At 42.6% G+C, this 19,861-nt stretch carries 17 protein-coding genes and 1 tRNA gene; 12 read left to right on the top strand and 6 right to left on the bottom strand.

The features are described 5' to 3' along the window. Window positions 1-318 precede the first annotated feature (318 nt). The 3 genes from HWQ36_RS07530 to HWQ36_RS07520 all read left to right on the top strand — a co-directional run bounded on the left by HWQ36_RS07530 (window position 319) and on the right by HWQ36_RS07520 (window position 4,160). Window positions 319-1,584, top strand: coding sequence for an anhydro-N-acetylmuramic acid kinase (locus tag HWQ36_RS07530; RefSeq protein ID WP_292700040.1), 1,266 nt, complete (start codon window positions 319-321; stop codon window positions 1,582-1,584). Between the two features lie 113 nt (window positions 1,585-1,697). Then, window positions 1,698-2,144 carry a hypothetical protein gene (locus tag HWQ36_RS07525; RefSeq protein WP_292700037.1) on the top strand — a complete coding sequence of 149 codons (447 nt, stop codon included), beginning with the start codon at window positions 1,698-1,700 and terminating at the stop codon, window positions 2,142-2,144. A 462-nt stretch (window positions 2,145-2,606) separates the two neighbouring features. Beyond that, window positions 2,607-4,160 carry a serine/threonine-protein kinase gene (locus tag HWQ36_RS07520; protein WP_292700035.1) on the top strand — a complete coding sequence of 518 codons (1,554 nt, stop codon included), beginning with the start codon at window positions 2,607-2,609 and terminating at the stop codon, window positions 4,158-4,160. A 475-nt stretch (window positions 4,161-4,635) separates the two neighbouring features. Here the strand turns inward: HWQ36_RS07520 and HWQ36_RS07515 are convergent, their stop codons facing one another. The 5 genes from HWQ36_RS07515 to HWQ36_RS07495 all read right to left on the bottom strand — a co-directional run bounded on the left by HWQ36_RS07515 (window position 4,636) and on the right by HWQ36_RS07495 (window position 9,001). After that, window positions 4,636-4,833, bottom strand: coding sequence for an NblA/ycf18 family protein (locus HWQ36_RS07515; RefSeq protein WP_041565841.1), 198 nt, complete (start codon window positions 4,831-4,833; stop codon window positions 4,636-4,638). A 681-nt stretch (window positions 4,834-5,514) separates the two neighbouring features. Continuing rightward, window positions 5,515-6,240 carry a Stp1/IreP family PP2C-type Ser/Thr phosphatase gene (locus tag HWQ36_RS07510; RefSeq protein ID WP_292700029.1) on the bottom strand — a complete coding sequence of 242 codons (726 nt, stop codon included), beginning with the start codon at window positions 6,238-6,240 and terminating at the stop codon, window positions 5,515-5,517. 20 nt (window positions 6,241-6,260) lie between these two features. Beyond that, window positions 6,261-7,946, bottom strand: coding sequence for an AarF/ABC1/UbiB kinase family protein (locus HWQ36_RS07505; RefSeq protein ID WP_292700243.1), 1,686 nt, complete (start codon window positions 7,944-7,946; stop codon window positions 6,261-6,263). Window positions 7,947-8,089: 143 nt separating this feature from the next. Next, a complete protein-coding gene (locus HWQ36_RS07500; RefSeq protein ID WP_292700026.1) occupies window positions 8,090-8,416 on the bottom strand; it encodes a DUF6825 family protein in 327 nt (108 codons plus the stop codon). Window positions 8,417-8,554: 138 nt separating this feature from the next. Continuing rightward, window positions 8,555-9,001, bottom strand: coding sequence for a hypothetical protein (locus HWQ36_RS07495; protein WP_292700023.1), 447 nt, complete (start codon window positions 8,999-9,001; stop codon window positions 8,555-8,557). Between the two features lie 182 nt (window positions 9,002-9,183). On the opposite strand from HWQ36_RS07495, the gene HWQ36_RS07490 reads away from it, so the two are divergent. The 3 genes from HWQ36_RS07490 (at window position 9,184) to HWQ36_RS07480 (ending at window position 10,992) form a co-directional block, all read left to right on the top strand. After that, entirely contained in the window at window positions 9,184-9,459 is a 276-nt protein-coding gene (locus tag HWQ36_RS07490) for a hypothetical protein (RefSeq protein ID WP_366828574.1), read from the top strand. 82 nt (window positions 9,460-9,541) lie between these two features. Further along, the gene (locus HWQ36_RS07485) at window positions 9,542-10,243 is read left to right on the top strand and encodes a Uma2 family endonuclease (protein WP_292700020.1); all 702 of its coding nucleotides are present in this window, start codon (window positions 9,542-9,544) and stop codon (window positions 10,241-10,243) included. A gap of 68 nt (window positions 10,244-10,311) precedes the next feature. Next, window positions 10,312-10,992, top strand: a complete 681-nt coding sequence (locus tag HWQ36_RS07480) for a Uma2 family endonuclease (protein WP_292700018.1) — start codon at window positions 10,312-10,314, stop codon at window positions 10,990-10,992. Window positions 10,993-11,004: 12 nt separating this feature from the next. Here the strand turns inward: HWQ36_RS07480 and HWQ36_RS07475 are convergent, their stop codons facing one another. After that, window positions 11,005-13,701, bottom strand: a complete 2,697-nt coding sequence (locus tag HWQ36_RS07475; RefSeq protein WP_292700016.1) for a CBS domain-containing protein — start codon at window positions 13,699-13,701, stop codon at window positions 11,005-11,007. A 150-nt stretch (window positions 13,702-13,851) separates the two neighbouring features. Between HWQ36_RS07475 and psbZ the strand changes: the two genes are divergently transcribed. The 6 genes from psbZ (at window position 13,852) to HWQ36_RS07445 (ending at window position 19,449) form a co-directional block, all read left to right on the top strand. Further along, window positions 13,852-14,040 (top strand): photosystem II reaction center protein PsbZ, encoded by a 189-nt coding sequence (gene psbZ, locus HWQ36_RS07470; RefSeq protein WP_292700014.1) that lies wholly within the window; start codon window positions 13,852-13,854, stop codon window positions 14,038-14,040. A gap of 190 nt (window positions 14,041-14,230) precedes the next feature. Beyond that, the gene (ribH, locus tag HWQ36_RS07465; RefSeq protein ID WP_292700012.1) at window positions 14,231-14,809 is read left to right on the top strand and encodes a 6,7-dimethyl-8-ribityllumazine synthase; all 579 of its coding nucleotides are present in this window, start codon (window positions 14,231-14,233) and stop codon (window positions 14,807-14,809) included. 122 nt (window positions 14,810-14,931) lie between these two features. After that, a tRNA-Gly gene (locus HWQ36_RS07460) sits at window positions 14,932-15,003 on the top strand. A gap of 667 nt (window positions 15,004-15,670) precedes the next feature. Beyond that, window positions 15,671-16,078, top strand: coding sequence for a hypothetical protein (locus tag HWQ36_RS07455; RefSeq protein ID WP_041565838.1), 408 nt, complete (start codon window positions 15,671-15,673; stop codon window positions 16,076-16,078). A 4-nt stretch (window positions 16,079-16,082) separates the two neighbouring features. After that, window positions 16,083-17,348: a glutamate-5-semialdehyde dehydrogenase gene (locus HWQ36_RS07450; protein ID WP_292700009.1), complete on the top strand. Its 1,266-nt coding sequence runs from the start codon at window positions 16,083-16,085 to the stop codon at window positions 17,346-17,348. A gap of 529 nt (window positions 17,349-17,877) precedes the next feature. Then, complete coding sequence (locus tag HWQ36_RS07445; protein WP_292700006.1) at window positions 17,878-19,449, top strand: alkaline phosphatase; 1,572 nt, start codon at window positions 17,878-17,880, stop codon at window positions 19,447-19,449. Window positions 19,450-19,861 lie beyond the last annotated feature (412 nt).

Below are 19,861 nucleotides of genomic sequence, written 5' to 3'. Positions count from 1 at the left end.
GTATTGGATCAGTTCTATCCCAAGTTAAGTCTGTAGACTGGTTAATGCCGATATCTCTTGCTATTGGCTTTGATATTCTTCCCTTCCTCTGTTTACCTATGTCACCTGAATTTTTTGACATGGGTAGTAACATGAACTAAACTACCTCTCTATAAGCTTCGGTTAAGATCCCCCGCTTATATCGACTCCCTTCAAAAGGGAGTAAAAAGGGTTATGAATACCCCTTTTGAAGGTGAGTTTGGGGGATACTGAAAATATTGAAACGTTAACCGAAGCGTATCGAATTACCTCTTGCAATTCATAAAAGAATCTTTATCAATGCATCCGACTAAAGAAGCTGTCTCTACTTGCGTTATCGGTTTAATTAGTGGCACATCCGTAGATGGCATAGACGCTGTGTTGGTAGAGATTTCCGGTACGGAATTGGATCTTAAAGTTGAATTACTAGCCGGGAAAACATATCCTTATCCATCTGAACTCAGAGAAAAAATACTAGCAGTTGGTGCAGGCGTTGCCATCTCAATGGCAGAATTGGCAGAAATAGATGATGCGATCGCCCAGGTCTTCGCCCAAGCCGCCCAAAATATTCAAATTGGTCATCAGCCAGCTACTCTCATTGGCTCTCACGGTCAGACAGTTTATCATCGCCCACCTGGGGGAAGAGGGGGAGCAGGGGGAGCAGGGGAGCAGGGGAGCAGAGGGAGAGAAATGCTCACTTCTCACTCCTCACGGGCTAAACGTCCCGCTCCCGCTAACAGCACTCTCTTGGGTTATAGTCTCCAACTAGGGCGCGGTGCATTAATTGCCCATCTTACGGGCATTACAACTATGAGCAACTTTCGGGTTGCTGATATTGCTATTGGCGGCCATGGTGCGCCTCTCGTGCCCAGAGTAGATGCCTATTTGCTCAGTCATCCTGAAGAAGGGCGTTGTATTCAAAACATTGGTGGCATAGGTAATGTAGCTTATATTCCGCCTCGGCATGGCGATTGGCTCTCAAAAATTCGCGCTTGGGATACTGGCCCAGGAAATAGTCTGTTGGATCTGGCGGTGGAGCATTTAAGCGCTGGTGCTAAAACTTACGATGAAAATGGCAATTGGGCAGCAAGTGGTACTCCTTGCCATCCTTTGGTAGAACAATGGCTCAACCAAGATTACTTTCATCTGCCACCGCCAAAATCTACCGGTCGAGAGTTATTTGGTGTGACTTACCTACATCAGTGTTTAAAAGATGCCCAAGAATACCAACTCAATGCTGCTGATATACTGGCAACTCTGACGGAACTTACAGCTGCTTCAATTGTTCATAGTTACCGCACTTTTTTGCCAGAAATGCCACAACGGGTACTATTATGTGGTGGTGGTAGTCGCAATCTCTATTTGAAACGTCGATTAGAGTTATTGTTCGCATCAATCCCAGTATTGACTACAGATGAAGTTGGATTAAGTGCAGATTTTAAAGAAGCGATCGCTTTTGCAGTTTTAGCCTACTGGCGGCATTTGGGCATTCCCGGCAATCTACCTACTGCAACTGGGGCACCTCAAGAAGTGCTTTTGGGAGAAATTCACCAAAGTCAGTCCTGAATTATGAAACCAGAACAATAAAAAATTTCTTCATTCTTCACTCAGCACTGACAACTCAGCACTGCTATAACTGTAATCTTGGCGGCACTCGATCAAGACAGGGAATATATAAGGTGGCTCATACTTTTTTATTGGAACCAGGACGCTGGGCAATGCAAGGAAATTGGCTAGAACGAAATGGTCTGCCAATCAGCGTCAAGGGTATGACCTTGGTAGCTTGGAATCGAGATAACTGGTTTACTATGGCTACAAAGCTAATATTTCCTGGTAGCGATCGCTCAGAAATCTCTCTACAATACAAAGGACGACTGCATGAGGGAGAGCGTCAGTATACTTTTTTACTACAACATAATATTTTGGGGCAAGTTGAAGGTGAAGGCTGGATTGGTTTAGATACTATTGTGCAGCGTTACTGGGTACTTGGCGATCGTCAGCGTCGTAGTGGCTTTGAAACCCTACACCGGATTTCAGAAGATAGATATTACCTAAGTAGTGGTATCTTGGCTGGTCATTTTTTAACCAATACAATGGAAGTTAGCCTAGAACGTCAATCAAGCTAAGTGGTTCAAGTGATAAAACTGTAGAAGTCGCTAAAAGTTTTACTGACCAACGCCTCAAAATAATAGTTAATCAACAAATCTTTTCTTTTTTTATTTCCCGGTTGAACAATATTATCAAACGTCGAATTCAACTCTATGTAATGGGTAACAAATCAGTTTTTGATATGTTATAAATTCTAGCAAACTAGAGCATTTTTTACGAGATACAATGGCTTGGGGCTGATAAAAGCTAGACAGGAAGCCTTTATCTCGTTCACTGATGCTCTTTTATTGCTATTCAAAACCCCGACTCATCACTCAGTTATCATAACTCTGTAGTGAGTGTGGTACTTTCTAATTAAGGTTTTTGGTAGATCCTAAAGTTATCTATTTACTCAAAATTGGGCAAACTAAAACTACTATCGGTTTGAATGCACTTTTTCTCATAAACACTTACAACCTGCTTTTGGATTCAAATTCTCTATGTCAGACCCCAACATTGGTCGCTTACTCAGCAAACGCTACCAACTCCAAGAGTTAATCGGTACTGGAGCAATGGGTCGGGTTTATCGTGCTAAAGATACTTTGTTGGGAGGTGTACCTGTTGCGGTTAAGTTTCTCGCTCTATCAATTCAAAATGAAAAGATGCGATTGCAAGACCGCTTTGAACGAGAAGCAAAAACCTGTGCTTTACTAGGGCAAAAAAGTATCCATATTGTCCGAGTTATGGATTATGGCGTAGATGACAATAACACGCCGTTCTACGTCATGGAATATCTACAAGGACAAAGCCTAAACAATATTATTCGTAAGCAACGATTGCCCTTACCAAGATTTCTGAGTATGGCGCGTCAACTCAGCCTGGGGTTACAGTGCGCTCATGATGGCATCCCAGTTGAGGGCACAATTTGCCCAATTATCCATCGGGATGTCAAGCCAAGCAATATACTGGTGATTCAAGATCCCAGTTTCGGAGAATTAGTTAAGGTTCTAGATTTTGGTATTGCTAAGTTATTACAGTCGGATGGCGACCATACAAAATTCTATTTGGGGACATTGGCTTATTCTTCTCCCGAACAGATGGAGGGTAAGGAATTAGACAACCGTGCTGATATTTATAGTTTGGGTGTGATGATGTTTGAGATGCTCACAGGCAAAATGCCACTGGTGGCACAAACTCATTCTTTTGGAGCATGGTATAAAACACATCACTATCAAAAACCACGTTCTTTTGCTGAGGTTGCACCTGGGTTAGAACTACCACAAGAAATCGAAAATTTGGTGATGAGTTGTCTAGCTAAGGTAGCACGCGATCGCCCCCAAAGTATCACTGAAATCCTCAAAGTTCTGGCATCTCTAGAAAAACCTGAGCATACACGCAAAGTTAAGCAAGATAGCTATGCCCTAATTCCTACTACTACGGCTAGTTCTGAGCTTGAACAGAAGACTAAAGCCGATTTGCGGGCATCCTTGTCTAACGATGAAATCGCTCGTGCTATTTCCTGGCCCCAAAATAAACCAATTGCCGATATTGTGTTTCCTCAGTCCATTCACACCAATGGAGAGGTTTTACCAGCGCTATGGGTGATGCTACCGCAAGAAGAAATTCAGAAGCGCTTACTCTGTACCCGCTATAACCAATTTCTTTTCATCTCTATTCCCCATCCCATGTTGCTATGGATTACTGTCATCTACAACCGCAAGCATGGTGCAAAATGGCTACCTTACTACCTCGATCTTAAAACCAGTCTTGGTCAAGAAATTACCCGATTATTACAGCACACAGGTTACTACCGTCTGCTGTTCTTTGCACGAGAAACACCAAATCGCTGTACCCATATCTTGCCTTCCAGCGTCGCTTCTGCCCAGCGTCAACGACTGCAAGAGTGGGTCGCAATGAGCAACACATTGATGTCTTCTGCCGACCCGCAAATGAGTAAAAGCTTACTCAAAAGCGAGTACGAAAAAATTAAGCCTCAAATTCTGGCAAAACTGGAAAGCATTGATACAGATTCTCCATACGATCTTTCTAGCTAGGAATAATTTCTTAATATTACACATAATATATGTAGCCAAGTGTTGCTAACTCAAAGAATGTAAACTTTTATAAACAAAATATATATAAAGATGTAAGTTCTAGTTATATGTATAGAGGGTGAAATCACGAGCTGCCAAATCAAGGCTGTCTAAATTCTCTCTAAATATTCTTGTGTACATATTGCAGAAAGTTGTAAATTTACGCAGGTGTAATTCTCAGACTAGACAAAAGAGACAGTAGAGAAGTTTTGCTAAGATAAACGGTAAGTTTAGCGTTCAAAGCTAAAGTTATGTCTGGACTCCAGCAGATGTGCCGTCGAAAAGTTTACTAGTTGTTAGTTGATTTTGTGAATTGAATTTTTGCCCCGCTCTTGTGGAATTGTTTATCGAAGTTGACGCCCCGACATCCCCAGCTCTTTTCCTCCTTGGAACCAAGCAAGAGAAGGAGGTCGTCCACTGCGACAGTAGAACGACTCTATGCCATAGTGGAACCGGAATCTAAGCCCCACTGGTGCTTAAGAAGCTCCTGATAAGTTGCCTCGCGTACTACCATTTGCTCATAGAGCTTTACCAAAAAGTCTTTGGCTTGATCGTGGCTCATATTCTGTACTTGAGTGGCAAAAGAGCAGATGCTAAATTGCTGTTCCAAGGAGAGTTTCATTGGTTGGTTCATAGTTAACTCCGAAAAAAACGCCTAAAGGTTATACCGTTTGTAAAAGTCCAAATAGGATAATAATTGGACTTGTATGTGTCCAGCATTTGTTCCTTCGTATTAAGAAAGATAACAATTGTTTGACACATTGCCCACATCCTAAGTGTGGATTTTTTTTGATATGATATCTTGCACCTAATCCTGCTGATATACTACCCAAGTCAGCCGAGCCGGATTCCGGAAAATAGGCTCTGTTTGAACTAAGTGTAGATATAACTACATCTCACCCCTTTCTGCTTTGCACTGATCTCTTTTGAGGAGATAAGCAGATTTTGTCCGTGAGTCCTATACGTTTCCGTGTTTGAGAAAAACTAAGAGCCTGTCTCCCCAAATAAATATGGAGGAAGCTTCGGAAGCTAGGACTTAAGGAGGTTAGGAAATGAATGGTAATAAGCGTGAATTATAGTCGCTCTACCTTATTCTGTGCAAGATGTCAATTTATCAATTTTATGCAAATTCAGCCTCATTAGGTTACTTTGGAGGCTAAAAATATTTGTATCAAATTGTAAAAATTAAAAATGCTCACACTGAACAAATTGCTGAGTATATCTACCAGATTTGTCCTTTGTCATTTGTCAGTTGTCCTTTGTTTAAGGTTACTAAGCATCGACTAATGACCAATGACTAATGACCAATGACTATTTATTCCAGTGAGACGATGACAACTGTGATGTTATCGTGCCCTCCATGCTCCTTAGCAGCCTCAATTAGAGAGATGGCGGCTTTATCAAGCCAAGGAGCATCTAAGAGGCAGCTAGTAATCTTCTCTTCCACAAGTTCTTCTGTAAGACCATCACTACATAACAGTAAGCGATCGCCAGCTTTTACATCTAGTGGTTGCACATCAATCTGATGCAAGTCTTCACGCCCTAAACAGCGCGATAATACATGACGAAAAGGATGCGATCGCGCTTCATCTAAGCTGATGTCACCGATTTTGATTGCTCGTGCAACCCAAGTGTGGTCTTCTGTTACCTGTTCTAATTGCGATTCTCGGAAGCGATACAGCCGGGAATCGCCAACATGAGCGCACCAGGGCGATTCGGGGGCGCGAAAAATTACTGCTACAACTGTTGTACCCATGTCGGCGCGTTCGGGATGATTTTGTTGATCCTGCAAAATTGCTTCGTTTGCACCCCACAAAGCTTGCTCTAGCAGTTCTTGAGAAGACTTAGAAGATTCCCAATTTGCCACCAAATACGCCTGAATTTCTTCAGTGGCTATGCGACTTGCTTCTTCACCTCCAGCATGACCACCCATTCCATCGGCGACAACGAAAAACCGCCCTTCTGGATCGACATAGTAAGCATCTTGATTATTAGAACGAATAAGTCCCGGATCGCTAAAACCCGTGAAATTAAGTTTCATAAATTTTTTTTTTGCAACAATTAATGCATCCGATCGTAACGGTCAAGGCGCAAAAGTAGTCGGATCAGGATCGCTGAAATCCCTAGTGCAATTAAACCAGGCAGCAGTCCCCACCAGACATGATTGCTAACCACTAAGATCGTAGCTGAAAGTGTGAAACCACTGATTAACAGAGCATAGCTCATTGAAAGCTGAATACTGCTCTGCCGCCGCAATAGCCGTTCAGTTTCTATAGACCGAACGCGGAGGCGCATGTCTCCCCGTTCTAGCTTTTCTAGCGTATCCTCTAATCTCCGTGGTAGTCCAAAAGCAGTACTACTTACCTGAGCTGCTTGACGACTTAATTCGTTAATAAAGGTATTCCCCTCAGAACCATTCATATCGGTCATAAGCTGCATTGCATAAGGTTTGGCAACTTCCATAAAGTTAAACTCTGGATCTAAACCTTTACCGACTCCTTCTAGGGTAGAAAAGGCTCGCATCACAAAAGTGAAGGTTGCTGGAAATCTAAATGGCTGATTATAAGCTATTTCATAAAGGTCGTCACTGATTGCGGCCACCGACTGATTTTCAAAGGGCTTATCCATGAAATTGTCCAGCATGTACTGGACAGAACGCCGCACTGGGCCCATATCATCGGTTGGGGCGATCGCGCCTAAATCGATCAGAGATTGGACAACGCGATCGCCATCTTTTTGGGCGATACCAAACAGTGTTTGCATCAATCCTTCGCGCACGTTGGATTTAATCCGCCCCATCATGCCGAAATCGTAGAATATTAAAGCCCCACTTGCACTAATGGCAATATTGCCTGGGTGAGGATCGGCGTGGAAGAAACCGCTATTGAGTAACTGTAGTAAGTAGGCTTGAGCGCCTTGACGAGCGATCGCCTTTCGATCCAAACCGGCTGCTTCTAAAGCTTCGTATTGGCTAATTTTAATTCCAGGGAGATATTCTAAAGTCAGCACTCTGGAACTGGCATAACGCCAATATACTCTCGGGACATTCACCCAATCGTAACCACGAAAATTCCGGCGAAAAGTATCGGCGTTACGACCTTCATTAAGATAATCAATTTCTTCCCACAGAATGCGACAACATTCTTCATAAATACCTAACCAATCTCTTCCCCGTCCCCATTTGGGATGGTTTTGAAAGTAGCGGGTAATTCCCTTGAGAATTTGTAAATCTATTTCAAATAACTTCTTCAATCCAGGACGTTGCACTTTAACAACAACCGATTCCCCAGTATGCAGTACAGCTTTGTGTACTTGCCCCAAGCTAGCAGCAGCTAAGGGAATAGGTTCAAAATTATGGAAGAGTTCAGGAATTTTTTTGCCTAATTCTTTCTCAATGGTCGATTCTACTTGCTCATAGCTAAATGCCGGTACTTTGTCTTGTAATTTGGCTAGTTCTTCTACATATTCAACAGGGAAGATATCAGCGCGGGTAGAAAACAATTGTCCGACTTTGATAAAGGTTGGCCCTAAGTCCAGCAGGGTATTGCGAATCCAAACCGCTTGGGTTTTGCGCCTTGCAGCTTGCTTTACATCAGTCACGCCACCCGAATAACTCCAAGATTTGTTGTATAGCCAAAGTTTGAACAATAAGGTCAAGACAAAAGACCAAATGTCTACAAAACGCCGTCTGCTAGAGTATTTTTCCCGATTCCAACGGTATGCCTTATCTGAATAACCTTGTTCCATATCCTTTGTGTACCGTTGGTTTGCAACCGAATCACTTGAAAGAGAAGACACTCTGATTCCTAAACTGTTTATTCTTAAGTGTCATTTGTCATTTGTCATTTGTGAATAATTTTTGACCAATGACCAATGACCAATGACTAAATTTACGCAGAAGTTCTGCGATAATGTTGCAATTCTGTGCGTAACAGGGCAATTTCTGCTCGTAATTCATCAATATCTGCTTGCAAGTCACCTGAATCAGAATTGGCTTGTCCACTACCTGTAGTAGCTTGACCAGAATTAGCTGCTTCTGCTGACCGATTTGCCCGTTCTAGGACTTCTTCTGTAAACTGTCGCAACTGCTCTCTAGCTTCCGCATCAAATTTGCCCAGATCGCTCAAAGCATCGGTCAAGGCTACCTCTAAACGCTCATTAACTACTTCGGCTACTGCTCTGCCTACGAAAAAGGCTTGTACTAGTGGGTTACTCATAAATTTTTGTTACGTTGATCCGCAAGAGAATTATAACTTGCCTGTATGCTTTGCGGCTTCTGTTGTAGAGCGATAAATTTACGTGACGCGATATGCAAATTCAAGAATTCGCCGAGTTTATAGGCACACAAACGAGAGCTACATCGGTCTGAGATAACATATATCGTGACATTCCAGCAACTCTTGATAATATTGCTCTGGTGTAAGTAGGTTAGCGCAATTAAAGCTAACTGGCAGAGGCTGTCCTTTGTCATTGGTGAGCCAGTGCGGTCTTCTCACATTGGGAGAGGCTAGCGCCTGCCGTAGGATGCCCGTTCGCGTAGCGTCTCCTTTAGGAGAAGGGCTGTAGGGGGTTTCCCCCATGACTGACTGGCGTTCGCCTAAGCGTGCCGGAGGCATCACCCGAAGGACTTTAAGTCTGTTTACGTTTCGTAACATAATTTGGTTTGATTTACCAGAACCGCTTGCGCCGATAATAGCTATGCGATCGCTAGATAATACGTTAATAAAGATTTTTAACCGCAGAGGCACAGAGAACGCAGAGGGAAGACTTTTAGGATCAATTTTGATATAAATTTCCTCCACCTATAACTAATGTTAAAAACATTGATTAATTGATTTACTCCTGCTGATAATGTATTTGCGTATTACACAGCAAACTTGGCATATTTTACTTGTTTTCTGCCTAACTTAATCTGATTGATGAAAATGTCAATCCCATATATCCAAATCAAATTAGGCTACGAGAATTTGATATTGCGATCAAAGTGGTAGGAGACTCAGAAAGTCCACCAAAAAGTACACTTGATCCAGAAATCCTGTGTTGGTGTGAGGATCATAATTTTATATTAGTGACAAATAACCGAACTTCTATGCCAGTACATTTAGCTGACCATATCGCTGTTAATCGTCACGTACCAAGAATTTTTATCCTCAATCCAAATTTAAGTATTGGTGAAAATATAGAAGAACTTATAATAGTTGCTTTGGCATCAGAAGACAATGAATATCAAGACAGAATAGTTTATTTACCCTTACCCTAAAAATAGGCGATTACCTACGCGCGATCGCTAACTACAAGACTGCTAAAATCAATCCATAACTACTTGATGCCGTATCCATTCTATGACCATAGCTCAAGAATTAGATTCTCAAGAAGGCATCTGCCAAGATGTTATATTTCCCCCTGGTGATTTATATAGTGACGAACCTCCCTTGGAAAGCGAACTACATCTAGAGCAAATCATGCTCTTACTCAAATGTCTAAAATGGCTGTGGCGAGACAGAAATGATTTTTATACGGCTGGAAACCTGACTATCTACTACAGTCCGCGCCAACTTAAATCAGAACACTTTCGGGGCCCAGACTTTTTTGTCGTGCTGGGAACTGAACGTAAAACCCGTAAAAGTTGGGTAGTCTGGGAAGAAGATGGTAAATATCCGAATGTAATTCTGGAAATTCTGTCTGACTCAACAGCTAATACTGACAAAGATTTAAAGAAAAAAATTTATCAAGATACTTTCCGCACACCCGATTATTTTTGGTTTGACCCTTACACACAAGAATTTGCCGGATTTCATTTAGTAGATGGAGAATATCAACCTCTACAACCAAGTGAAGAAGGATATTTGTGGAGTCATCAGCTAGGGTTATATTTGGGAGTTTATCAGGGACTATTGCGATTTTTTACACGAGATGGGCAACTAGTACCAACACCTGAAGAAACAGCAGAACAAGCACAACAAAGAGTAGAACAGGTAGAACAAAAGGCAGAACGTTTAGCAGCAAAACTGCGAGAGTTAAATATCGATCCAGAGACAATTTAGACTTCTCGAATTGCTAACTACAAGACTGCTAAAATCAATCCATAACTACTTGATGCCGTATCCATTCTATGACCATAGCTCAAGAATTAGATTCTCAAGAAGGCATCTGCCAAGATGTTATATTTCCCCCTGGTGATTTATATAGTGACGAACCTCCCTTGGAAAGCGAACTACATCTAGAGCAAATCATGCTCTTACTCAAATGTCTAAAATGGCTGTGGCGAGACAGAAATGATTTTTATACGGCTGGAAACCTGACTATCTACTACAGTCCGCGCCAACTTAAATCAGAACACTTTCGGGGCCCAGACTTTTTTGTCGTGCTGGGAACTGAACGTAAAACCCGTAAAAGTTGGGTAGTCTGGGAAGAAGATGGTAAATATCCGAATGTAATTCTGGAAATTCTGTCTGACTCAACAGCTAATACTGACAAAGATTTAAAGAAAAAAATTTATCAAGATACTTTCCGCACACCCGATTATTTTTGGTTTGACCCTTACACACAAGAATTTGCCGGATTTCATTTAGTAGATGGAGAATATCAACCTCTACAACCAAGTGAAGAAGGATATTTGTGGAGTCATCAGCTAGGGTTATATTTGGGAGTTTATCAGGGACTATTGCGATTTTTTACACGAGATGGGCAACTAGTACCAACACCTGAAGAAACAGCAGAACAAGCAGAACAAAAAGCAGAACGTTTGGCTGCAAAACTGCGTGAGTTAAATATCGATCCAGATACAATTTAGGCCAAGACTATTTCATTTAGGATAGTGTTGTGCTAAAAACTCCTCAGCTTCAGTCCTATCTTTAATCACTCTATCCAAGGTAGCAGCAACTACATCATCTAATATTTGCCGATACTGTGGCCCTGGTTTGTAACCAAGTTTCTTTAAATCATTGCCATTCAACAGTGGCTGCACATTCGCCCAAACTGTTAAATATTCCCAAATTTGATGTCTAATCTCTCGCGGACTTTGCATAGCGATTAAAATCAGCATTGGTAAATCGTACTGTCGCAACAACTGCATTACTTGACTGGGGCGTTGAAAAGTGGGTAAACATTCCATCACTTGACTAAAGCTTTGGACTAAGTTTTTCAACCGAGCAATGCTATCCTCTTGTAATTGCAAATTTTGTGCTACTTTCACCCGATATTCAGGCGCTAAGTGGGCGATTAATGCTTCTAAACGCATTTGCCAATGAATGAGAGTTTGTTCAGCATCAAATCGTCGCAAACAACGTTCTAACAAACGTAATTGCCGCAAGAGTAACCCATCTAACTTGAGGGTAGGATGGATACATTGCAATGCCCCTAAGTTATCGAGTAACTGCAAAGCTGATTTCCAATAAGGGGCTTCTAGAATGTGTTTTAATTCTGTTTTCAGTCTAGTTTGCAGGGCTGGGGTTCTGCTATTTTGTTGGGAAGTGCGATCGTAAACACCACTGTTGATGGCATAGCGGATAAACTCTTCAGTTTGCGGTTCAATTTCAAATCCGAAGCGCACAGCAAAGCGCACACCACGATAAATGCGGGTGGGATCTTCGATAAAGCTGTTGGCGTGTAAAACCCGAATTTGCTTGGCTTGTAAATCGAGTAAACCGCCAAAGAAATCGAGTAATTCACCTGAACGGGGAGTAGTGAGTCGTAAGGCGATCGCATTAATGGTAAAATCTCGACGATACAAGTCTTGACGAATCGAACTCGCCTCAACTTCTGGATTCGCTGCTGGGTAAGGATAAAATTCTGTCCTAGCGGTGGCAATATCTACCCAAAGAGAATCTAATTCTGCGTCTTTGTGCCACAACAAAGCAGCAGTTTGAAAAGCCCCGTGGATTTCTAAACGAGCCGTAGGGTAAAGTTGTTGGAGTGCTTTTGCTAGTTCCACACCAGCACCAACATCTGCTGATTTGTGAAAGCCATCAACTACTAGGTCAATATCTTTAATCATCAAGCTACCTGCTGTCTCAGCCAACAGCAAATCCCGCACTGCACCCCCGACTAGATAAAGATGCCAACCCCGTTTTTCTGCTTCTTGCGATGCGATGGTGAGTAATTGCCATAACTGAGGAGCGAGTTTATTTTGTAATTGAGGGAGATTAATATTACTTTTACCCCTCTCCGTCTCTCCCCTTCCTTCGTCTTCATCTCTTTCTTGATGTAATTCGCGTAAAACATCAGTACGAGTAACAATACCAACTAACTGTCCATTTTCTAATACTGGTAAGCGTCCGATATCATAAGTCACCATTAGTGACTCAATTTGTGGCAGTGTCGTATCTGGTGTAATTGTTTTCAGATTTCTTGTCATGTAGCCCTTAACGGGCGAATGACTAAACCCGTGATGCAAGGCGATATCAATATCTCGACGCGAAATAATACCTACTAGTTGCCCTTGAATATCGACTACAGATAAACCAGAGTGTCCATAGCGCAATAAAATGCGCTGTGCCTCAGTAATTGTAGTTTCAGGCAGAATCGTGCGGACAGGAGAGGACATCAAATCCCTCGCAGTGAGGGGGTGGGGAACTTGCGCTTTTACCCCGTCAAGGAGTTGTTTTAATATTGCTTGTGAATCCACTCCTCTTAGGTTTAGCGATGCGGCTTGTGAATGACCGCCGCCACCTAGTAGCTGGAATAATAGGTTAAGATTCGTTTTGGGAATTTGCGATCGCCCAATTACTGTTAACCGTGAATCACTTTCACTCAAAGGATACTCATTAGCCAACAGTATGGCATCAATTTCGGTTAATTCTACGAGTTCTGAAGCCAAACTCGATAGCCCCGGCACAAAACCATCTGTTTTCAGAGTTACGCAAGCTATCGTATATCCACTTAGGTAAAGATATTCTAGATTTTCCAGCGCCTCAGTTAATAGCTGCTGCAATTGCAAAGACAAGCCAGGATCTCGGTAGGTAGAAATTACCGATAAACTAGCGCTTTGTTGCATCAACCAAGCCAAAGCTAAGGCATCGCGTGGTGTGGACTGGTCAAAGGTCAAAGAGCCAGTGTCAACATGGATACCCAAAGCCATCACAGTTGCTTCAGCAGGAGTCAGGGAAATTTGCTGTTGTTGCAATTGCTCGACAATTAAAGTTGTGGTGGCTCCTACAGAAGAAATATGCGATCGCGTGGCGTTAATATCTGATTCTTGCCCTAAGTGATGGTCATAAACTATAATTTCTCCAAGATGGGGTAAATCTAACCACTCAGCAGCTTTACCCAAGCGATCGCGCTTTTGCGTATCCACCACAGTCAGAGAACGAATTTTTTCTGGATTCACCGAACGGCGTTCAATCAACGGATATTCATCCCGATGCAATGCTAAAAAGTCCCGCACAGGAGGATGAGAACCGCCAGTCAGCACAATCTTGCTTCCCGGTAGTAGGCGCGTTAACCCTACTGCCGCCCCTAGTGCGTCAAAATCTGCTGTTGTGTGGCAAAGAATTAAATCCATAATTAAGAGTCATTAGTCATCGGTACTTAGACAAAGGACAAATGACTAAAATGTTGCAATTTCTGCTAGCTTAAAAATAATAAGAAAGTGTCAGTGTCGCCCTTTAGGATATTCTATCCTTAGTGTTTCGCTGTATTGGGAGAAGCAAAAATGACCATAATATTCCAATTTGCCTTGATAGGTCTAGTCCTGTTGTCTTTTGTCCTAGTTGTAGGTGTTCCAGTTGCTTACGCCACTCCCCAAAATTGGGGTGAATCTAAAAAACTGCTCTGGGTTGGTTCCGGCGTTTGGGTTGCTTTGGTATTTTTAGTTGGTTTGTTAAACTTTTTTGTCGTATAGACGACGGCTTTGCTCTGGCGCAGGCACATAATATAAGAACTAGAGGGGCAGAAAAGCCAATGGTCTTTGACCAAAGGAGAAAAGGAGAAACTTTTTCCGATTTCCTTTTTTCTGACCGGGCTTTCCTGCTCCTCTACATTTAAATAAGAAATGTATATTGGCCAGAACTATAGTTGATTAAGAGGCAGTCATGGCAGTTTTCGAGGGAACTTTTACCCAAACGGAGCCTTTGCGGTTTGCAGTGGTGATTGGTCGATTTAACGATCTTGTTACCGGAAAGCTGCTAGAGGGATGTCAAGATTGCTTGAAACGCCACGGTGTAGATCCTAACCCCCAAGGTAATCAGGTAGACTATGTTTGGGTTCCGGGAAGTTTTGAGGTACCTTTAGTAGCTCGCCAACTAGCACTTTCCCATCGTTATGATGCTGTAATTTGTCTAGGTGCAGTTATTCGCGGGCAAACACCCCATTTTGATTATGTATCCGCCGAAGTTTCTAAAGGCATTGCCGCCGCTAGCTTTCAAACTGGAGTGCCAGTAATTTTTGGCATTTTGACAGTAGACACTATGCAGCAAGCCTTAGAACGGGCAGGCATCAAAGGTAATCATGGCTGGGATTATGCCCTAAACGCCCTAGAAATGGCAAGCCTCATGCGGCAATTGCGTTCTAACCTAGCAGAGCCATATTCTCGTAATAGCCAGTCTTTGCCAGCCTCTTTTCAAAATGCCAGCATCGGCAATTTAACGGCGGAGTCAGAAGAACTCGGCTAGGGCGTGTCATTAGTCATTTGTCATTCACTAATGACCAATGACAAATGACAAATGACAAATTACTAAATAAAGGGCTTGACAATTAGGGATAAATCTGAGATATTGATATATGACAATTGATTGCGGGTATAGCTCAGTGGTAGAGCGTCACCTTGCCAAGGTGAATGTCGCGCGTTCGAATCGCGTTACCCGCTTCCAACTAAAACCTCTTGAAGTTAAAAATCTCAAGAGGTTTAGTATTTTTAGGGTGTATTGAAGTCTTTAGCGATTCGCGCTGTATTCCTGTGAATCGTTGCCAATTTTTATGAATTTCATAGATAGGTAGAATATAAAGTAATTTAGTAGATATGGTGGAACTGTGTATTCGTAGATAGATTTTACCCATCTAGTAAAACTTGTTCAAATTATGGGGGAATTCAAGGGTCTTATTCTCTTAAAACAGGTTTATGTATGTCAGAAATGTCAGCACACTGCTGATTAAGATTTAAATACATCTAAAAATCTTGAAACTGATGCGCGGATAGCTAAATCGTGTCTCGACGTTAAGGGATAACTGCTCCTATGCTCCCATTGAAACGTCAAATAATATCTAGCTTTGTCTAGATTTTATCTAGTAGAAGGAAATTTTAAATAAGATTGTCAGCTTCGGGGAAAGATTACAAATAAAAAACTCCGTACTGATATGAAAATTAGGATACTTAGAGTCTGCTGCATCTACTGTTTGCAATCATGACGATATTTGTATCGCCAGTCTATGTATATAAAGATAGCAATCTATAGTAGCAGAAGCTTCTATTGCATTTACCAAAGGATTATATTGTCGTAGTTCGTGTAAAACACGCTCAAGTTACTAGAACGCTTGTGCAATCTCAAAAACCCGAAAAAATAGATTTCAATGCTGAATACCCCTGTCCCTGTCGTCGCCGGGGTCAGTTAATTCCGATTACGTTGACAGAAGCATTTGGTTGCGATCGCTGTCAGCAAATCTTTGTTGTCGAAGATAATGGTCATGTCCTAGAACAGCTTTCTACCACCTATCCCTACAAACGGGCTTGGCGTTGGATGGGAAATAGTTGGCACGTTGTCCATCCCCGCTTGGGAGAAAGCTATCTGCCTATAGCACTGGGCATTATTTTCGTGCTAGTGATTATATGGCTGCCATTAGCACTGCGATTAGCAAATGGTTCCAGCATTATTGCTTGGGCAATGGTGGCGGTGCTATTAGCTATTCTGCCAGCATTAATGGTCTGGCTTACCTACAGACGTTAACTCAATGACTGTTGAAGTTTTAGATGACCACCCCGAACCGATTACTAGCGCCCAACGAGCCTATCAAGCTTCCCTAAAGTTGGGAATCACCAAGGGAGCAGACCGCAGTCGTGCAGTATTGGCGATGGCACAAGCCCTTGAGCGCTCATTTGACGACATTCTAGAAGCCAACACGTTGGATTTAGAAGCTAGTCGAGAAATGGCAGTGCCAGAGTTGATATTGGACTGGCTAAAGCTGACTCCTACAAGGCTAGAGATGACAGTAGACGTTTTACAACGGTTAGGGGAATTATCAGATCCGCTACGGCGCGTTAGAACGGCTGATTATCAACTGGAAGATTCCCAGAGTTACACCCAGTTAATGCCTTTGGGAGTGATTGGATTTATTTATGAAGCCTTTCCCGATTTAGGGGCGATCGCAGCAGGTTTTTGTATTAAAACTGGCAATAGTATAATTCTCAAAGGCAGTACTGAAGCTAGCCATTCCAACGCCGCCATCGCTGAAGTACTGCAAAATGCGATCGCAGAAGTTGGTCTACCTCCGGGGTGTGTAGAACTGATCACAGCCGAACATGGGGCTTCAATTCGGGATTTAGTCACCCAAGACCAGTACGTGAATCTAGTTATTCCTTACGGACGTTCTAGCTTGGTACAGCAGGTAGTACGACAGTCAACTTGCCCAGTCTTAAAGTCCGCGATAGGTAACTGTTGTCTCTACTGGTCGCTAAATTCCAGCTTAGAAATGGTGCGCTGGATGATTCTTGATAGCCATCAAAGTGAACCCGATCAAGTCAATGCCATTGAAAAGGTACTTATTCATCGTCAAGCCTTGCCATCATCCTTAGCAGTTTTGTGGAACAGCTTGATAGAAAAAGGCTTTGAAATTAGAGGCGATGCAGAACTAGTAAAAGCTTTTCCCCAGTTGCAGGTAGTGAAGGAGGGCGAATGGGGAAACCCTTATTTAACAAAGACAGTAGCTTTTAAACTGGTAGATAGCTTAGAAGGTGCGATCGCTTGGATTAATGAACATAGCAGTGGTCATGCCGACTCCATCGTTACTGAATCTTATCAGGAAAGTCGGCAGTTTGCTTTAGGAGTTAACAGTGCCTCTACCTACATCAACACTTCCCCGCGTTTTTCCCGCAACCCCTCGCGGGGAGATTCGGTGTTTCTCGGTATGTCTAACCAAAAAGGCCATCGTCGAGGATTTATCAGCCTAGAAACTTTGACCACCGTTAAGCACATTGTTCAGGGAAATGGCAGGTTTTAAATAATTCGTAATTCGTAATTCGTAATTCGTAATTAGAAAAGGGTTTGCCAAGAGTGACCGCTCATAGCAGTACTTCTGCATTAGTTGTGTAAGACTTACGTAAAACTACACGCGGTAGGGGCAATACGCGGTAGGGGCAATTCATGAATTGCCCCTACCGGAAAATCAAGGTTTGGGCTATTTTTTGCGTAAGTTCTGTTGTGGTCTAAATTCTTAATGCCCCAATCCAATTTTAAACTTAACAAAATCTTAATTTCTGCTTGATCCTAGTTTGGTAGGTTGCTTGTGTTTGGTTGAGCAGCAATTGGGAGACAAGTCAAATCAAGATAAATAGTAATTACTAATTCATAATTCATAATTATTAGACGGTTTAGAATTTGCTCTTTATATAAGAAGCAGCCACATTTTGTTTGGTGTCTAAATCTTCACGCAAAACCCAATTACGAATTACGAATTACGAATTACGAATTATTTAAAGCTGACTCTCCCGAAGTTTGCCAACTGTATTTACATCTGGGTAGAGGTGAATATGGAACTTATGGATAGCACACGCCTGCTAGCAAATCGGTGCAGACGGCGGAGTTTTTTGTTGGGTGCAGGATTATTAACGGGGTTAACAATCGCTAGCCAGTTGCATCCGGTACTGGCTAACTCAAGGTTTTCTGGTTATCCGTTCAGTCTTGGTGTTGCCTCTGGCGATCCTTTACCGGATGGTGTTGTGATCTGGACACGACTGGCTCCAAATCCACTTTCTGGAGGTGGAATGCCATTGGTAAATGTGCCAGTGCGGTGGCAAGTTGCCCTTGATGAAAACATGAAACGGGTTGTGCGTCGAGGAACAGCGCTAGCAACACCAGAGTTAGCGCACTCAGTCCATGTTGATGTGCGTGGGTTAGACCCTGACCGTTGGTACTGGTATCAATTTCAAGCAGGTAGGGAAGCTAGCCCCATTGGGCGGACTCGCACAGCACCAGCATTTTATAGCTATACCCAACAACTAAACTTTGCTTTTGTCTCCTGTCAAGACTGGCAAAATGGTTACTATACGGCTTATCGGCATTTGGCTGAAGAAAACCTCGACCTTGTGGTTCATCTGGGTGATTACATTTACGAATACGGGCCACAATCTGGTGGGCCACGCCAGCATAACAGTCCAGAAATCATTACTCTTGCAGATTACCGCGATCGCTACGCCCTGTACAGAACAGACCAGAGTCTCCAAGCTGCTCATGCTGCTTTTCCCTGGATTGTCACCTGGGACGATCATGAAGTTGACAATAATTATGCCAACTTAATCCCCGAAGATAACCAAACCGAAGAGGCTTTTAGGAAACGTCGAGCTAGTGCTTACCAGGCTTACTACGAACACATGCCCCTCCGTCAGTCTTCGCTGCCCAAGGGCCCAGATGCACTGCTTTATCGGCGGTTGACTTTCGGTAATTTAGCTGAGTTCAACGTCTTAGACACGAGGCAGTACCGTACTAACCAACCTTGTGATGATGGACTGAAGCCTCGCTGCCCAGAAGCTTTTGATCCAAATGCTACCATGACCGGCTCAGAACAAGAGCAGTGGCTACGAAAAGGTTTAGATCAGTCGCGATCGCGCTGGAATGTAATTGCTCAACAGACCATGCTTGGCCAGTACAATTTTAATAGTAGTCCAGGCCCCGGTGTCTTCAATGTGGATCAGTGGGACGGCTACGTGGCTTTCCGTAATCGGCTCTTGAGTTTTCTAAACCAGCGCCAACCTTCTAATCCAGTGGTGATTACCGGAGATATCCATTCTAGTTGGGTACACGATCTGAAGCTTGATTTTGATAACCCAAACTCAGCCACAGTCGGCACTGAGTTCGTCGGAACCTCAATTACCTCTGACTTTCCCACATCATTTATCGCTCCAGTTCAAGCTGCTCTACCCAACAATCCCCATACTAAGTTTTTTGACGGTGCTTTCCGGGGATACGTCCGTTGCAACCTTACCCCACAACGCTGGCAAAGTGACTACCGCGTTGTATCAAGCATCCTTGACTTGAATGCCTCCGTCAAAACTCTAGCTTCGTTTGTCGTCCAAAACGGACAACCAGGAGCGCATCTAAATTAACGTGAGTTCGATACAACCTCTTCCTGACTTCAACTAAAGTTCAAGTCTCTCCCTCTCCGACTCGGAGAGGGACGGTTTTGCGTAGTAAAACCAGGGAGAGGTCTTTATGGTATGAAATATGACTTCAAGCCGGAAGCGATCGCTTGTTAAGCATTACAGCAAATAAATTATCCTCAAGAGTTATTTTGGAAATTTCTTTGCAATACTTAACTAACTTCTAATTAAAAAAAGTAAATATAGATTAACAATGATAACTAACATCATATTTTATTAAGTTCATCAGACTCAATTGAGAGTATGCTTAATAATTGAAGTTTAGTTGAGAATTTAAGTAACTAGGTGCAAACAAACTTAAATATTTGTTGAGTATTTTGTACTTTGCCATTTGTTTAGTATTAAATATTCAAAAACA

The organism is Nostoc sp. NMS2, assembly GCF_017115105.1.
Lineage (GTDB): Bacteria > Cyanobacteriota > Cyanobacteriia > Cyanobacteriales > Nostocaceae > Nostoc.
Note: the sequence above shows the minus strand (reverse complement) of the source record. Positions and strands in the feature narration are given on the sequence as shown.

What these genes read in the sequence shown, in the direction of transcription:
- HWQ36_RS07515 (WP_041565841.1), bottom strand. Translation starts at nt 4,833, where the DNA reads ATGAACCAACCAATGAAACTCTCCTTGGAACAGCAATTTAGCATCTGC.
- psbZ (WP_292700014.1), top strand. Translation starts at nt 13,852, where the DNA reads ATGACCATAATATTCCAATTTGCCTTGATAGGTCTAGTCCTGTTGTCT.
- HWQ36_RS07500 (WP_292700026.1), bottom strand. Translation starts at nt 8,416, where the DNA reads ATGAGTAACCCACTAGTACAAGCCTTTTTCGTAGGCAGAGCAGTAGCC.
- HWQ36_RS07520 (WP_292700035.1), top strand. Translation starts at nt 2,607, where the DNA reads ATGTCAGACCCCAACATTGGTCGCTTACTCAGCAAACGCTACCAACTC.
- HWQ36_RS07485 (WP_292700020.1), top strand. Translation starts at nt 9,542, where the DNA reads ATGACCATAGCTCAAGAATTAGATTCTCAAGAAGGCATCTGCCAAGAT.
- HWQ36_RS07530 (WP_292700040.1), top strand. Translation starts at nt 319, where the DNA reads ATGCATCCGACTAAAGAAGCTGTCTCTACTTGCGTTATCGGTTTAATT.
- ribH (WP_292700012.1), top strand. Translation starts at nt 14,231, where the DNA reads ATGGCAGTTTTCGAGGGAACTTTTACCCAAACGGAGCCTTTGCGGTTT.
- HWQ36_RS07445 (WP_292700006.1), top strand. Translation starts at nt 17,878, where the DNA reads ATGGAACTTATGGATAGCACACGCCTGCTAGCAAATCGGTGCAGACGG.
- HWQ36_RS07505 (WP_292700243.1), bottom strand. Translation starts at nt 7,946, where the DNA reads ATGGAACAAGGTTATTCAGATAAGGCATACCGTTGGAATCGGGAAAAA.
- HWQ36_RS07510 (WP_292700029.1), bottom strand. Translation starts at nt 6,240, where the DNA reads ATGAAACTTAATTTCACGGGTTTTAGCGATCCGGGACTTATTCGTTCT.
- HWQ36_RS07475 (WP_292700016.1), bottom strand. Translation starts at nt 13,701, where the DNA reads ATGGATTTAATTCTTTGCCACACAACAGCAGATTTTGACGCACTAGGG.
- HWQ36_RS07480 (WP_292700018.1), top strand. Translation starts at nt 10,312, where the DNA reads ATGACCATAGCTCAAGAATTAGATTCTCAAGAAGGCATCTGCCAAGAT.
- HWQ36_RS07450 (WP_292700009.1), top strand. Translation starts at nt 16,083, where the DNA reads ATGACTGTTGAAGTTTTAGATGACCACCCCGAACCGATTACTAGCGCC.